Raw genomic sequence first — 14671 nt, forward strand, 5'->3', positions numbered from 1 at the left:
AACGTTGTGTGACAAAGAAATAGCGTGCCCGTCAGTGATAGGCCGCGGAAACGACTGTGCCCGGCACCGAAAACGGCACCGGGCACAGGATAACCTCCGCCGACTCAGGCGTCCGCGCCCACCTTCTCGCGCTTGGCGGCCTCACGGGCGAGGGAGCGATCGCGCATCTCCTCGAACCGCCCCGCCTGACGTCCCAGTTCGTCGAGGAAGTTGCCGAGCTTGTCGAGATCCTGCTGCGCCTCGCTGCCGAGATCGCGCTCGAAGATCCTCCACTTGCGCAGCACCGGCATCACGACGTCGTCGAGGTGCTGACGCAGGTCGTAGATGCCGTGCTTGGCCATCAGCACACCGTTGCGACGGAAGTTCGGCATGCCGGCGCCGGGCATCTGGAAATTCTCGAGCACCTCGACGATCGCGGCGAGCGTCTGAGCCGGTGCGATGTCGATCGCCGCATCGCAGATGTTCCGGTAGAAGATCATGTGCAGGTTCTCGTCGGCGGCGATGCGCTGGAGCATCTTGTCGGCGATCGAGTCGTCGCAGGCACGGCCGGTGTTGCGGTGCGACACGCGGGTCGCGAGCTCTTGGAAGGTCACGTAGGCGACGGAGTGGAGCATGCCCGTCGAGTTGGGGGACGAGAAGCCGTTCGTCATGTGCTCCATGCGGGCGTTCTCGAGTGCGACGGGATCGACACCGCGCGTGACGACCAGGTAGTCGCGCATGACGATGCCGTGGCGGTTCTCCTCCGCCGTCCACCGGCCGACCCAGGTACCCCAGGCGCCGTCACGCGAGAAGCTCTCGGCGATCTCCCGGTGATAGGAGGGCAGATTGTCCTCGGTGAGCAGGTTGGTGATCATCGCCGCCTTGGCGACCTCGTCGAGCTTCGACTGCTCCGGCTCCCAGTCGACACCGCCCATCGCGGCGAAGTTCCGGCCCTCGTCCCACGGCACGTAGTCGTGGGGATGCCAGTCCTTCGCCATCGAGAGATGCCGGTTGAGGTTCGCTTCGGCCACAGGCTCCAGCTCTCGCAGCAGCTCCAGTTGAGTCAGGACTCGCGTCATGCTCTTCTACCCCTCACATCGTGTCCGTGTACTCCGCCGGCCTACGGAGGAAAGGGCCCGGCCGTTCGTCGCCGCGGCACGCGGTGCACCGGTGGCCCCCATATTCGCCCGGATCACGGTACAGGTCCGGACCGCCCGACGACAGCACCGTTCCGCTCGTGACATATCACAGGCACGAGCGGAACGTGCTGTTCCAGCGGGTCTCAGCGCTTGCCGCCACCGAGAAGTCCACCGAGGAGCCCGCCGAGTCCGCCACCCGAGTTGCCACCGAGCACGCTGCCGAGGACGTCGCCGATCCCACCGCCGGAGGTGGCCGATCCGCCCCCGGCGTTCTTCAGCAGACCCCCGAGTAGATCGGCGAGACCTCCACCCTGCGGGGCGCTCGCGGTGTTCGTTCCCCCGCCGCCGCCGATCTGCTTGGCGAGATAGGACAGCACGATGGGGGCGATGATCGGCAGGACCTTGGCGATCAGATCGTTCCCTCCGGCGCCGTTCACGGAACCGAGGGTCGAGATCACCTGGTCCTTCTTGTCGCCGAAGACGTTGGAGACGATCCTGTCGCCGTCCTCGGTGTCGATCCCGTCGACGTCGACCGCACCCTCGGCCAGGTTCGACTCGGAGTGCTTGCCCAGCGCGGAGAGCAGCGACGCCGCCCCGGTCGGATTCTGGGCGTTGGCGTCGAGACCACCGACGAGGGTGGGGAGTGCTGCGCGGACGGCCGTCTCCGCCGTCGCGTTGTCGACACCGAGCCGCTGCGCCACCTGGTCGACGGGAATGCGGGACATCAGATCGTCGAGACTTGCCATCGTTCCTGCCTTGACTCGTGGGTGCCCCGAAGCGGCCACCCGGTGCCGAGAGAGTATCGGGACGAGGCCCGTTCCAGCGGGAGGCGTCAGTCGAGCGAGGCGGCGCTCGTCGACGAACGGCGCAGCGCGATGAGGCAGCACAGCAGCGCGACGAGCGTGCCGCTGAGCAGGAGCACGGTCCCGTTCTGATTGGTCAGTGTCGTACTGCGATTGAGTTCGACGTACTCGCCGTGGGTCTGGAACAGGCGCGTCCAGAACACCGCGGCCGTCGCGACACCGATCAGCGTCCCGGCCCAGCCGACGGCCACCGAGTCGAACAGCGCGGCGGCGAGGAGCAGGACCGCGGCGACGACCAGCGGTACCGCGAGGGACTCGTACAGCGGCAGACCCGGGACCGCGACACCGGCGAGATCGCCGTCGGGGAAACCGTCGCGCAGCGCCGACAGGGGAATCTCGGTGGGTCGTATCCCGCCGACCACCGGCAACACCGACCCGATTCCCAGAGCGACGGCGGCCAGGAACAGGCCCAGGTCCACGAAACTGCGCATGTTCCTCCCCGGACGATGAACGTTCGATTACCCCTGCGGCTCACCGTATACAAAGACGGGCAACCGCACCGGGTGAAATTCGCAGTGCGAAGAGACCTGCCCGAATGCACTGCTCCGAATGCGGTGGTCCGTAGGCTGAGATGCGCACGGCAGGTGCACGTACCGATCGGCCAGGAAGGTTCGAAATGACGGACATGAATGTCGACGAGACCGGTTCGCGGAAAGGCTTGCCGCCGTGGGCGAAGAAGACCATCGCCGTGGTCGTGGCGCTGATCGTGCTCGTCATCGCCTACTACACCCTGGCGGCGTTCGTTCCTCGCTGGTGGGCGCAGCGGATCGCAAACCTCGCCGAGGGCGGCTTCGGGCGCGGAGTGCTGTGGGGTCTGCTCTTCGGCATCCTCTGCACGGCGATCCCCATCGCGCTGCTCGCGTGGATCTGGCAGGTCCGCAACTGGAAGTACCACCGCGGGCTGCAGATCACCTTCGCTGTGCTCGCGCTGGTGATCGCCCTGCCGAACCTCATGACCCTGGCGGTCGTGCTGGGCACGGGGAACGGTGCGCACGCGGGGGAGCGGATCCTCGACGTGGACGCGCCGGGTTTCCGCGGCGCCACGTTGATCGGTGCGATCGTCGGAGCCCTGCTCGCGGTGATCTTCGTCGTCGCGCTCACCCGCTACCGCAAGCGCGGACGTGATCTGAAGCGGGCCCGCACGGATCTCGAGCAGCGCCGGATCGAGCAGGAGCGCCTCGAAGCGCGCCGTGAGGCGGAGAAGGAACTCGGCCGGAACACCGACGACGTCCCACCCGGCTCCCACCGTCTCTGACGAAGGACCGCGCCGTCTCCGACCACAGGCTGTGGAACGTCCCGGAACGACGAACGCCGGCGTCGCGTACGACGCCGGCGTTGCCGGTGCCCCCAGTAGGGCTCGAACCTACGACCTGCGGATTAAAAGTCCGTAGCTCTACCAACTGAGCTATAGGGGCATGGGCGCACAGTGTAACCACACCGCAGTGACCACACCGCATGGTGCGGTCACCACATCACAGGGTGAGCCACGCTGCGCGATCGATGATATCGGACATCCGGCGGTGCGGACGCCGCCCGTGACGAATGGAAAGAGGCCCGGGTGCCCACCCCCTGCTTCGCACCCGAGCCGGACAAAGCGTACCACTCGGTGTGTTCTGTGGAAACCCGGGTCCCGGGGGTGGGATTTCACATTTCACCCGGTGGAACACGGCCCGGAGCCGGGGTTGTGGGGGCAGACTAGAGTTGTCTCGTGGGGGAAACACAGGAACGTGGAAGGCTGAATTTCCCCATGCCCCGTCAACAGGAGCGTGCGCGTCGTACGCGGGCTGCGATCGTCCGATCGGCAGCCACCGAATTCGCGCGGCGAGGTTTCGCCGCAGCATCGATCAACGCCATCCTCGAGCAGTCGAACGCGACCAAGGGTGCGATGTACTTCCACTTCGCGTCCAAGGAGGATCTGGCCCGGGCGGTACTCGACGAAGGACTCGAGCACTACCGTGCCATCGTCGGCAGGTGGATGGACGTCCCCGATCTCGACCCCTTCGAGCGGCTGCACGGTCTCGTCGGTGATCTCGGTGCGGCTCTGCACGACGATGTGGTCATCGCCGCGGAGTTCCGTCTGGTCACAGAACCCGAGTTCGCGGAGGAGGTCAGGCTGCGCGGCAGCGTCCTGTGGGGGCGGGCCGGCTACCAGCTGGCGCGCGAAGCGCAGGAGAAGGGCCTGTTCCGGCCCGATGTCGACCTCCAGCGTTTCGTCGAGGCGATCGCGTCGTCGCTCGCCGGTCAGCGCTATCTCGCCGACCTCACGTCGCCGGAGACCGACGTCCGCGCACGCTTCGAGGCCTGCGTGGAGGTGCCGCTCGAGGCGATGGCGTCGGAGCAGTGGCTCGCGCAGTGGCGGGAGAAGGGCTGGCCGAGCAGGCCCGACAACGACGAATCGGCCACTTGACCTGCTGATTTGTGATTCGCGAATGCCGTGGCATAAGCTGTCCAAGCTCCCAACGGAACGCCAAACCCGTTGAGGGTGCGGTTCGGAGAAATCCGATCGGGCCCCCTTCGTCTAGCGGCCTAGGACGCCGCCCTTTCAAGGCGGTAGCGCGGGTTCGAATCCCGTAGGGGGTACGCTTCGACCTCGTCGAAGTGTGCAGTATCTTGGTGTGAGAAGTGAATATGTATGGCCCTGTGGCGCAGTTGGTTAGCGCGCCGCCCTGTCACGGCGGAGGTCGCGGGTTCGAGTCCCGTCAGGGTCGCTCCAGAGTTTCGATCGGCATTCGGTTCGGGTGCCGTCCGGCCAGGTAGCTCAGTTGGTACGAGCGTCCGCCTGAAAAGCGGAAGGTCGCCGGTTCGATCCCGGCCCTGGCCACCACGGTTGTCCGGCGAACAACCATCAATTTCATATCTTCGACCCACCGGTTGCGGTGGGTCGAGCTGTGGGAACTCCGGTTCCTCATGGCCCTGTGGCGCAGTTGGTTAGCGCGCCGCCCTGTCACGGCGGAGGTCGCGGGTTCGAGTCCCGTCAGGGTCGCTCCAGGCGAAGCCCCGGTATCACATCGATACCGGGGCTTCGTCGTCGTCACCCGTTCGCAGGCGGTGCCTGCTCGCCGTCCCACTCGTATCGCCGATCCGCCCCGGGTGCGGTCCGGCTCGCTATCGTGAGGACACAAAACATGTTCTAGTGTGTGCCCTACACAACTAGTGGACATCTGTCCGAGCGACCTGGCCCTCCGAGCGAACCCCGAGGTGGAATGTGCGCATAGCTCTGTTGTCGTACCGGAGCAAGCCGCATTGTGGGGGTCAGGGGGTCTACGTTCGCCATCTCAGTCGCGAACTCGTCGCCCAGGGACACACCGTCGAGGTGTTCTCCGGGCAGCCGTACCCCGAGCTCGACCCCGGCGTGACGCTCACGAAGGTGCCCAGTCTCGATCTCTACCGCGACGACGATCCGTTCCGCACCCCGAATCCGGGTGAGTACCGCGACTGGATCGACGTCCTCGAGGTCGCCACCATGTGGACCGCCGGTTTCCCCGAACCGCGCACCTTCGGTCTGCGCGCCGCACGACTGCTGCGCGACCGCCTCGGCGACTTCGACGTCGTGCACGACAACCAGTCGCTCGCGTCCGGGCTGCTGCGCATCGCCGAGGACCTTCCCCTCGTCGCGACGATCCACCATCCGATCACCCGCGATCGCGAACTCGATCTCGCCTCCGCGACCACCCTCCGCCGTAGGATCACGCTCCGGCGCTGGTACGGATTCCTGCGCATGCAGGAGAAGGTGGCCCGGCGGATCCCCACCCTGCTCACGGTGTCGGAGAACTCGGCCGACGACATCCGCACGGCCTTCGGGATCGAATCCGAACGCATCCACACGATCCCGCTCGGCGTGAACACGGAGGTGTTCGCGCCGCGGAAGGACGAGCGCGTTCCCGGTCGGATCGTCTGCGTCGCGAGCGCCGACGCCCCGCTCAAGGGTGTTCCCACCCTGCTCGAGGCGGTCGCGAAGCTGCGCACCGAACGCGAGATCGAACTGGTCCTCGTCTCGAAGCTCGCCCCGGGCGGTGCCACCGAGAAGCTCATCGACGAACTCGCGATCGGCGACGTCGTGCGCACCGTCTCCGGGATCGACGACACCGAACTCGCCGACCTGCTCGCCTCCGCCGAGATCGCGGCGGTGCCGTCGCTGTACGAGGGATTCTCGTTGCCGGCCGTCGAGGCGATGTCGTGCGGAACACCGCTCGTCGCGAGTCGCGCCGGGGCCATCCCCGAGGTCGTCGGGGACGCCGGTCTGCTGGTGCCGCCGGGCGACGCCGAACAGCTCGCCGCAGGACTCGCGAGCCTGTTCGACGACCCGGCCGAGCGTCGGCGTCTCGGCGCGAAGGGCCGCGACCGTGTGCTCGAACGCTACAGCTGGGCGGCCGTGGCCGCGCAGACCGCCGCGATCTACGACAAGGCGATCGCCGCGCATCGAGAGGGGAAGAACGGATGCTGACCGTCGACTTCGACCGCCTGGGCGTCGTACCGGGGATACGCGCTCTCGACATCGGGGCCGGCGCGGGGCGCCACTCCTTCGAGCTGTACCGCCGCGGCGCGGATGTCGTCGCCTTCGACCAGAACGCCGACGACATGAAGGCCGTCGCCGACATGTTCGTCGCGATGGAACTCGAAGGCGAGGTCCCCGAGGGTGCGCTGGCCCGGGCCGAGGTCGGCGACGCGCTCGCGCTGCCCTATGACGACGCGACCTTCGATCTCGTGCTCATCTCCGAGGTGCTCGAGCACGTGCCGGAGGACGAGCGGGCCATCGACGAACTCGTCCGGGTCCTCAAGCCCGGTGGTGTCGCGGCCGTGACCGTGCCGCGCTGGCTGCCGGAGAAGATCTGCTGGGCACTGTCGGACGCCTACCACGAGGTGGAGGGTGGGCACATCCGCATCTACAAGGCCGACGAACTCGCCGCGAAACTCGCCGCCGCCGGTCTCACGGTCTCGGGCACCGACCACGCCCATGCGTTGCACGCACCGTACTGGTGGCTCAAGTGCGCCGTCGGCGTCGACAACGACGACAATCCGTTGACGAAGGCGTACCACCGGCTGTTGGTCTGGGATCTCATGAAGGCCCCGTGGATCACCCGCACGGCCGAGAAGATCCTCGATCCCGTCATCGGGAAGAGTGTCGTGTTCTACCTCGAGAAGCCGGGAAACGCCGGTGCGGCGCGGTGAATCCGCGCGCGTGACGGTGCCGTCGGTGCCGGGTGTGCTGTCGCCGGAACAGAGCCTGGCGACGGGCCGGGCCATCGCGCGGATGCAGGAGCCCTCGGGCGCCGTCCCGTGGTTCCCCGGTGGGCACATCGACCCGTGGGATCACATCGAATCCGCGATGGCGTTGACCGCCATCGGTTTACGCGAAGAGGCGGACGCCGCCTTCGAGTGGTCGCGGCGGACGCAGCGTGCCGACGGATCGTGGCCCATCCAGTTCCGCGGCGACATCGTCGAGAACCACGACACCGACAGCAATTTCACGGCATACATCGCCGTGGGCGTATGGCACCACCATCTCGTGACGGGCGATCGCGAGTTCGTCGAGCACATGTGGCCGACGGTGCGTGCTGCGCTCGACCTCGTGGTCGACATGCAGTTGCCGGGCGGCCAGATCTCCTGGGCGCGAGGCGACGGCGGGATGTTCGACGAAGCGCTGCTCACGGGCTGTTCGAGCATTCACCAGAGTCTGTGGTGCGGTCTGCGGATCGCCGACCTGATCGGTGAGGCGCAACCCGAATGGGAGGTCGCGCTGATCCGTCTCGGCCATGCTCTGCGTCGGCACCCCGAGGCGTTCACACCCAAGCCCGAGTACTCGATGGACTGGTACTACCCGATCCTCGGGGGAGCGGTGCGCGGCACCGACGCGCACGAACGGATCCGCGAGCGCTGGTCGGATTTCGTCGTCGACGGTCTCGGGATCCGGTGCGTCGACCATCGTCCGTGGGTCACCGGGGCCGAGACCTGCGAACTGGTCCTGGCGCTCGACGCCCTCGGCCACGCCGGGCGTGCCCGCGAATTGTTCGCGGCCATGCAGCATCTGCGCGACCCGGACGGTTCGTACTGGACCGGTCTGGTCTACGCCGACGGCAAGCGCTGGCCGGTGGAGGTCAGTTCCTGGACCAGCGCAGCGGTGATCCTCGCCGCCGACGCGCTCTCGCGCACGACGGGAGGAAACGCGATCTTCCGGGATGCGGCGGCACCCGCCGACCAGGTGGGCGCCGACCGCTGCACCGAGCGTTGCCCGGTGCTCGTCCCGTAGTTCAGCTGCCGGGCGGTGATCCGACCGTGCCGGCGGTGCGTTCGAGAACCCGCAGCGAGGATGTCACCGACTTCTCGACGAACTCGCCGCTCTCCAGTGCGAGACAGTAGATCTCGTACGGAGGCCGGCCGCCGTCCTTCGGGTCGGGGAAGACGTCGTGGATGATCAGGGCGCCGCCGATGCGCACCCATCTCGCCCAGCCGTCGTAGTCCGCCCGGGCCGCCTCGCTGCTGTGTCCGCCGTCGATGAACACGAACGAGGCGGGGGTGCGCCAGAACGACGCCACCACAGGAGAATTGCCGACCACCGCGACGACGTGCGATTCGAGGTCGCCGTCGGCGAGGGTGTGCCGGAGAGCGCCGACCGTGTCGAGGCGGCCGGTGTGCGGGTCGACCAGCGACGGATCGTGGTACTCCCAGCCGGGCTGGTGCTCCTCCGAACCGTGGTGGTGGTCGACGGTGACGATGGTGCCGCCGGTCGCCTTGGCCGCAGCGCCGAGATACACGGTCGAGCGGCCGCAGTAGGTGCCGATCTCGACGCCGACGCCGTCACCGAGATACTGCACCGCAGCCTCGTGCAGTGCGGTTCCCTCGTCCTGGGGCATGAAACCCGGTGTCGCCTCGGCGAGTTCGATCGCCTCACGGGGCAGGGTGGTGCGGGACATCGGATGGATCTCCGTTCTTCTCGCGTGATGCGGTGTATCCCGAGTCACCCTACCGACCGGTCGCGCCGTCCGATGCTCTCGGACACGACGGTGAGACTGTCGAGATCGCGGATCGCGGCGCACGACCGCTCGACCATCACCGCGAACATGCGGTCGCCGCGCTCGGTCCTCGTGCCGTAGGCGCACCCGAAGACCGCGACGAGCGGTCCCTGCAGCATCGCGAAGCGGTAGTCGTCCCAGCACTGCTGCAGGCCGTAACCCTCGACGCCGTGGCACAGCAACGCGCGATGATAGGTCGAGACCAGGGCCTGCTCGTGCTCGCGCCGGACCGCCGGCGCCAGGCTCGTCCCGACGAAATACGCGAGGTCGCGGGCGGGAAGCCCCACCGTCAGGGTCTGCCAGTCCACCGCGACGACACCGCTCTCGCCACCGGGAGGGAACAGGAGGTTGTCGAGCCGGTAGTCGCCGTGCAGCAGCGCGAACCGGTCGGATCGCGCGAGCACCCACTCCTCGGTGAGCTCGGCGCAGGCCCACAGCGTGTCGCGGTCCTCCGCGCCGATCAGGTCGCCGAGACCGTCGAGAAAGGTCTCGATGGCCGGGACGTACAGCTCGGCGAGGATCCGTGCCTGCTCGGCGTCCGTCGTGGTGAGCCAGTCCGATTCGTGGAGGTCGGGTGCACACCAGCGAGGACCGTGCAGTCCGGCGAGATTGCGGACGGCGTCGTGCGCCTCGTCGACGGTGCACCCGGCGAGCTGGTCGCCGGGTCGTGCGGGTGCGGCGTCCTCGAGGAGCAGGGTGAACTCCCCGTCCTCACCGTGGGCGACGTGATAGCAGGTGGGGGTGCGCACCGCGACGGACGGCTCGATGTCGCTGTAGAAGCGTGCCTCCCCGCGATAGGCGCCGGCGAGCATCCTCCGCGTCCCGGGATCGGGTGACGGGAGCTTCGCGACGAGTGAGGACGGCACGTCGTCACCCGTCAGGACGAGTCGATAACACAGGGCGATCTGACCCGTTCCGATCCGCTCGACCTGCACCGTGCGTACCGTGCCGCCGAGCACGGCCGAGAGTCGTTCGGGAGTCAGGTCGTCCACCGACAGCAACAGATCGGTCATCGTGCGCTCCGGCCGGGGTTGGCGGGTAGGGATACGAAACGCTCGGGGTCGCGGATCGCCCGCCACGCGGCGACGACCGGAGCGAGTTCGGTGGGCGTGGCGCCGTGCAGGATGACGCTGTCGGCACCGGCGTCGAACTGGTCGGCGATGCGGGTCGCGCACTGTGCCGCGCTGCCGGTCGCGCTCGCGGCGAGCCACTCGTCGGGCAGCAACGACCCGATGTGCATCAGCAGTTCGACCGGCGCTGCGTCGATCGGCCCGGAATGGGCACGGACCTGCGCGTCGTCCCGAAAACGGTGCAGGACCTGGGGATCCCAGCCGTTCGCGCGGACGAGCACGTCGCCGTAGCCCTGCAGGTAGGTCGCGAGCCGTCCGGTCAGCTTCCGCAACCGGAGATCTTCGGGGATCTCATCGTCGACGGTCGCGAGGACCGACCAGATGCGGACGGACTGCGGGTCGCGGCCGGCCTGCTCGGCGGCTCGTCGCACGGTCTTCACGGCGCGCGCGAGTGTGTCGTCGGTGAAGAAGGTGTGCAGGACGACGGCGTCGGCCACGCGTCCCGCCAGGTCGAGCGTGCGCTCGCCGAGCGCGACCATGAGGATCGGGATGCGGTCGACGCCCTCGGCGGTGCGTCGCAGATACGGGAAGTCGCCGGCCGGGCCGTGATGATCGACGACGGCGTCACCGCGCCACAGCGTCCGGAGCAGGTCGACGGTGTCCTCGAGCCGCGCCGACGTCACGCGAGGCAGACCCATGAGATCGAACAGCACGTCGAAGCCGCGGCCGAGCCCGAGGGCGTACCGGCCGCGGCTCAACCGGTGCAGGGTGGTCGCCATCGTCGCCGTGACGAGGGGATGGCGGGTGTGCGGATTGGTCGCCGCGGTGCCGATCCCGAGAGTGCGGCTCGTCGCGACCGCCGCACCGGCCAGCGCTGCTGCGTCCTTGGTGTCGAACCGTTCCGACAGGAAGACCGAGCCGAGACCGATGCGTTCGGCGACGGTGATCTCGTCGAGCAGCGCCCTCGGGTCGTCGGCGTGCCCGGCGAGGCCGTAGAACCCGAGTTCCGGGCAGTCCGGCTCCGGTACGGACCCGCCGGGGATGCTCACGAGCGGGCCGCCGCCTTCCGCCGCTGCAGCACGCTGCCCACTGCGTTGTCGAGTTTCGAGCCCAGCGGCCAGCCCACGTAGTGGCACAGGAACAGGGCGATCTCGCGGAGCTGCTGCTCGTCGAGTTCGTCGTTCTTCAGCGCAGCCTCGATCTGGATCTCGGCGATGTCGGGAGCTCCCTGCGCGGTGAGTGCCCCGAGCAGCAGCAGTCGCCGATCGCGGATGGTCAGCCCGGGCCGGGTCCAGATGTTCGCGAACAGGTGGTCGGCGGTGACGGCGAAGTGCTCGCCGGGACCGTCCTGCATCTCCCAGCCGTAGACCTTGGACATCATCTCCAGGCCGCGGCGGCGGGTCTCGTCGGTCATGCGTGCTCCTTCCGGGAACGGGTCCGTGCGATCTCCCCCGTGCCGACTCCGAGGCCGGGGCCGAGGTCGGACAGCGCCCGGGCGCCGAGCGGCAGATCGACGCCGAGGCGATCGCCGAGGTCCAGTGCCAGCGCGAGATCCTTCTCACCCAGGGCGCGCACGCGCGAGAAGATCGGGAACCAGGAGTCGTCCTCCGCGAGGGGAGAGGTGGTGTCGCGCCACATGATCGAACCGGCGCCGCCGGTGATCGCGTCGGTGTGCCGGACGACCTTGCCGAGCTCGGTGATATCGATGCCCGCGGCCTCGGCGAGTCGTTGCGCCTCCGTCGCCGCGGTGAACGCGATGAAGTGGAGCAGGTTGCGGGCGAGTTTCATCCGGGTTCCTGCGCCGACGGGACCTGCGTGCACGACCAGCGACGCGAAGGTGCCGAACGGTTCCTCGATCTTGGCGAAGCCGTCGTCGGTCGCGCCGACCATCACTGCGAGAGTGCCGTTCTTCGCACCGCCGGCGCCACCACTGACGGGTGCATCGACGAAGTCGACTCCCTTCTCGGCGCACTTCGCGGCGAGCTCGACGGCGGTGGTGTCGGAGATCGTCGAGTGCACCGCGACGACCGTGCCGGGCCGGGCCGTCGCGAGCAGTCCGTCCGGACCGGTGACGACGTCGCGGACCTGGGCGTCGTCGAGGACGGTCACGCACACGAGATCGCAGCCGGCGGCCAGCTCCGCCGGGCTCGACGCCGCGGCGGCACCCTTGTCGGTGAACGGGCTCATCGCCTCGGGCACCACGTCGAGCACGGTGAGGCCTCCGGGTCGGGTGAGCAGCCGCTCGGCCATCGGTGCCCCCATGTTGCCCAGCCCGATGTAACCGACCCGGCCGATCGTGGAGCCGGTCACGAGCGGATCACCTGCCCGCCGTCGACGTTGAAGATCTGCCCCGTGACCCAGGCGGCCTCGTCGGAGAGCAGGAACAGGCACATGCCGACGAGATCGTCGGGAGTGCCCATGCGCTTGAGCGGCAACTGCTTCACCATGTCGGCGACCATGTTCGCGGGAGTGGTGGTGCGGGTCGCCTCGGTGTCGATGGGGCCGGGGGCGATCGCGTTGATGCGGATGTTCGACCCGCCGAGTTCGACGGCGAGTTGCTGTGTGAGACCGTTGATCCCGACCTTCGCGAGCCCGTAGAAGCCCGAGTACAGCCAGGCCGCCGTCGACGACTGGTTGACGATCGACCCGCCGTTCTTCGTCATGTGCGGCCACACCGCGCGGGTGACGTTGAGGGCGCCGTCGAGGTTCACGCTCATGAACTTCTTGTAGTAGTCCCACGGAACCGTCAGCAGCAGATCGAGTTTCATGCCGCCGTAGATGGCGGCATTGTTGACGACATGGTCGATGCCGCCGTAGGTCTCGACGGTCGACGCGGCGAGTGCCTCGGCGGAGGCGGGGTCGGAGACATCGACCGAGGTGAAGCTCGCGATGCCGCCGTCGGCGACGATCTGCTTGGCGACCTGCTCGCCGAGTTCGGCATCGATGTCGGCGACCACCACGTTCGCGCCCTCGGCGGCGAGCGCACGCGCGTACGCCTCGCCGATCCCCTGGGCGGCGCCGGTGACGATCGCGGTGCGACCGGTGAAACGTGCCATCGGAAAAGTCCTTTCGGAAGTTCGGGTCAGCTCGCGGGCTCGGCGACGAGCTTGGTCTCCAGGTACTCCTCGAAACCGGCCACACCCATCTCGCGGCCGATCCCGGACTGCTTGTAGCCCCCGAACGGGGCGTCGGCGGCGTACCAGATGCCGCCGTTGACGCCCAGCGTGCCGGTCCGTACACCTGCGACGACCCGCGCGATGCGGTCCGGATCGGTGCCGTACACCGAACCCGAGAGGCCGTAGGGGGAGTCGTTGGCGATGCGGATCGCGTCGTCGTCACCGTCGTGAGGGATGATCACGAGCACCGGGCCGAAGATCTCCTCCTGCGCTGTGCGCGCGGAGTTGTCGAGGCCGGCGATGAGGGTGGGCTCGACGAAGAAGCCGCGCTCGTGTTCGGCGGGGCGTCCGCCGCCGGTGACGATCGTGCCGCCCTCCTCGACGGCGAGGCGGATGTAGCCCTCCACGCGCTGCCGCTGCTTCTCGGAGATGAGCGGCCCGCACACCGTGCCGGGATCGCGCGGGTCGCCGGGCCGGATACCGCTCATGGACTTCGCGGTCAGGGCCACGGCTTCGTCGTACCGTTCACGGGGAACGAGCAGGCGCGTGGTGATCGCGCAGCCCTGGCCGGCGTGCGTGCACACGGTGAAGGCCGCCATCGAGCAGGCGCCGCGCAGGTCGGCGTCGTCGAGGACGATGAACGCCGACTTGCCGCCGAGTTCGAGGAAGACCTTCTTGAGGTTCTCGGAAGCCGCGCGCATCACGGCCCGGCCGGTCGCGGTGGAACCGGTGAACGAGATCAGGTCGACGCGCGGATCCTCGCTCAGCTGTGCGCCGAGGCGGTGGTCGCTCGAGGTGACGATGTTCAGTACTCCCGGCGGGATGTCGGTCTCCTCGGCCGCGATCCGCCCGACCAGTGCCGCACACCACGGGGTGTCGGGGGCGGGCTTGAGTACCACGGTGTTCCCGGCGGCGAGAGCGGGCCCGAGCTTGGCGAAGTTGATCTGGTGCGGGAAGTTCCACGGCGTGATCGCGCCGACGACCCCGACTGCTTCCTTGAGCAGATAGCGGTGGGTCGGGATGCCCATGGGGGAGGCGTTGCCGAGATCCTGCGTCCACGCGTAGCTCTCGGCGAGGTCGGCGAAGTACAGCAGGTCGTCGACGGGGCCTTCGAGATGCGCGGCGCTCGTGAGGAATCGGGGAGCGCCGACCTCGGCGATGGTGATCTCCCGCAGTTCCTCGATGTGCTCGCGCAGGGCGTCGCGCAACTGACGGAGGCAGCGGGCCCGGAAGGCGTGGTCGCGTGACCAGTCGGTGTCGTCGAAGGCGCGACGCGCGGCCGCGATCGCGGCGTCCATGTCGGTGGCGGTGCCCTCGGCCGCGTGGCCGAGCAGTTCTTCGGTGCTCGGATCGGTGATCGCAAAGGTGCCCCCGCTGCCGGGTACGAGCTTGCCGTCGATCAGAAGGGTGGAGCTGTCGGTGGGGCGAAGTGTCATCAGACGTTCCCTCGGTTCTGGACAGGTGTCTGGACTATAGTTCGGGCACTCGAGGCAG

Annotated in this window: 15 protein-coding genes and 5 tRNA genes; 9 read left to right on the forward strand and 11 right to left on the reverse strand. The window is 68.3% G+C overall.

Going from position 1 to position 14671, the window contains the following annotated elements:
• Positions 1–104: 104 nt before the first annotated feature.
• The 3 genes from ACWPOC_RS04930 to ACWPOC_RS04940 all read right to left on the reverse strand — a co-directional run bounded on the left by ACWPOC_RS04930 (position 105) and on the right by ACWPOC_RS04940 (position 2412).
• The gene (locus ACWPOC_RS04930; RefSeq protein WP_088897468.1) at positions 105–1058 is read right to left on the reverse strand and encodes an acyl-ACP desaturase; all 954 of its coding nucleotides are present in this window, start codon (positions 1056–1058) and stop codon (positions 105–107) included.
• A 203-nt stretch (positions 1059–1261) separates the two neighbouring features.
• Positions 1262–1864: a DUF937 domain-containing protein gene (locus ACWPOC_RS04935; RefSeq protein ID WP_258259618.1), complete on the reverse strand. Its 603-nt coding sequence runs from the start codon at positions 1862–1864 to the stop codon at positions 1262–1264.
• 86 nt (positions 1865–1950) lie between these two features.
• On the reverse strand, positions 1951–2412 hold the full coding sequence (locus ACWPOC_RS04940; RefSeq protein ID WP_016695567.1) for a hypothetical protein: 462 nt from the start codon (positions 2410–2412) through the stop codon (positions 1951–1953).
• Between the two features lie 185 nt (positions 2413–2597).
• Here ACWPOC_RS04940 and ACWPOC_RS04945 point away from each other — a divergent pair, with 185 nt between their 5' ends.
• Positions 2598–3236, forward strand: a complete 639-nt coding sequence (locus ACWPOC_RS04945) for a hypothetical protein (protein WP_455408112.1) — start codon at positions 2598–2600, stop codon at positions 3234–3236.
• 87 nt (positions 3237–3323) lie between these two features.
• Here the strand turns inward: ACWPOC_RS04945 and ACWPOC_RS04950 are convergent.
• Positions 3324–3396: transfer RNA gene (locus tag ACWPOC_RS04950), tRNA-Lys, on the reverse strand.
• Between the two features lie 332 nt (positions 3397–3728).
• On the opposite strand from ACWPOC_RS04950, the gene ACWPOC_RS04955 reads away from it, so the two are divergent.
• The 8 genes from ACWPOC_RS04955 to ACWPOC_RS04990 all read left to right on the forward strand — a co-directional run bounded on the left by ACWPOC_RS04955 (position 3729) and on the right by ACWPOC_RS04990 (position 8228).
• A complete protein-coding gene (locus tag ACWPOC_RS04955) occupies positions 3729–4388 on the forward strand; it encodes a TetR/AcrR family transcriptional regulator (RefSeq protein ID WP_016695565.1) in 660 nt (219 codons plus the stop codon).
• Between the two features lie 100 nt (positions 4389–4488).
• Positions 4489–4561 (forward strand) — tRNA-Glu (locus tag ACWPOC_RS04960).
• A 54-nt stretch (positions 4562–4615) separates the two neighbouring features.
• Positions 4616–4689 (forward strand) — tRNA-Asp (locus ACWPOC_RS04965).
• A gap of 39 nt (positions 4690–4728) precedes the next feature.
• Positions 4729–4805: transfer RNA gene (locus ACWPOC_RS04970), tRNA-Phe, on the forward strand.
• 85 nt (positions 4806–4890) lie between these two features.
• A tRNA-Asp gene (locus tag ACWPOC_RS04975) sits at positions 4891–4964 on the forward strand.
• Positions 4965–5186: 222 nt separating this feature from the next.
• Complete coding sequence (locus ACWPOC_RS04980) at positions 5187–6425, forward strand: glycosyltransferase family 4 protein (protein WP_455408113.1); 1239 nt, start codon at positions 5187–5189, stop codon at positions 6423–6425.
• The gene (locus ACWPOC_RS04985; protein WP_258259622.1) at positions 6419–7150 is read left to right on the forward strand and encodes a class I SAM-dependent methyltransferase; all 732 of its coding nucleotides are present in this window, start codon (positions 6419–6421) and stop codon (positions 7148–7150) included. The genes ACWPOC_RS04980 and ACWPOC_RS04985 overlap by 7 nt, the downstream gene beginning before the upstream one ends.
• A complete protein-coding gene (locus ACWPOC_RS04990) occupies positions 7137–8228 on the forward strand; it encodes a prenyltransferase (protein WP_455408114.1) in 1092 nt (363 codons plus the stop codon). The genes ACWPOC_RS04985 and ACWPOC_RS04990 overlap by 14 nt, the downstream gene beginning before the upstream one ends.
• Before the next feature lies 1 nt (position 8229).
• Here ACWPOC_RS04990 and ACWPOC_RS04995 read toward each other — a convergent pair whose 3' ends face one another.
• The 7 genes from ACWPOC_RS04995 to ACWPOC_RS05025 are packed head-to-tail and all read right to left on the reverse strand — an operon-like array spanning position 8230 to position 14613.
• Entirely contained in the window at positions 8230–8892 is a 663-nt protein-coding gene (locus ACWPOC_RS04995; protein WP_455408115.1) for a class I SAM-dependent methyltransferase, read from the reverse strand.
• 44 nt (positions 8893–8936) lie between these two features.
• Complete coding sequence (locus tag ACWPOC_RS05000) at positions 8937–10004, reverse strand: phosphotransferase family protein (protein ID WP_455408116.1); 1068 nt, start codon at positions 10002–10004, stop codon at positions 8937–8939.
• Positions 10001–11110 carry a TIGR03857 family LLM class F420-dependent oxidoreductase gene (locus tag ACWPOC_RS05005; RefSeq protein WP_455408117.1) on the reverse strand — a complete coding sequence of 370 codons (1110 nt, stop codon included), beginning with the start codon at positions 11108–11110 and terminating at the stop codon, positions 10001–10003. The genes ACWPOC_RS05000 and ACWPOC_RS05005 overlap by 4 nt, the downstream gene beginning before the upstream one ends.
• A complete protein-coding gene (locus ACWPOC_RS05010; protein WP_016693004.1) occupies positions 11107–11475 on the reverse strand; it encodes a carboxymuconolactone decarboxylase family protein in 369 nt (122 codons plus the stop codon). Before ACWPOC_RS05010 ends, ACWPOC_RS05005 begins: the two co-directional genes overlap by 4 nt.
• Positions 11472–12371, reverse strand: a complete 900-nt coding sequence (locus ACWPOC_RS05015) for an NAD(P)-dependent oxidoreductase (protein ID WP_059384236.1) — start codon at positions 12369–12371, stop codon at positions 11472–11474. The genes ACWPOC_RS05010 and ACWPOC_RS05015 overlap by 4 nt, the downstream gene beginning before the upstream one ends.
• Positions 12368–13117 carry an SDR family oxidoreductase gene (locus ACWPOC_RS05020; protein ID WP_455408118.1) on the reverse strand — a complete coding sequence of 250 codons (750 nt, stop codon included), beginning with the start codon at positions 13115–13117 and terminating at the stop codon, positions 12368–12370. Before ACWPOC_RS05020 ends, ACWPOC_RS05015 begins: the two co-directional genes overlap by 4 nt.
• A gap of 26 nt (positions 13118–13143) precedes the next feature.
• Positions 13144–14613 (reverse strand): aldehyde dehydrogenase, encoded by a 1470-nt coding sequence (locus ACWPOC_RS05025; RefSeq protein WP_455408119.1) that lies wholly within the window; start codon positions 14611–14613, stop codon positions 13144–13146.
• Between the last annotated feature and the right edge of the window lie 58 nt (positions 14614–14671).

Source organism: Rhodococcus sp. 5G237, from assembly GCF_053764735.1.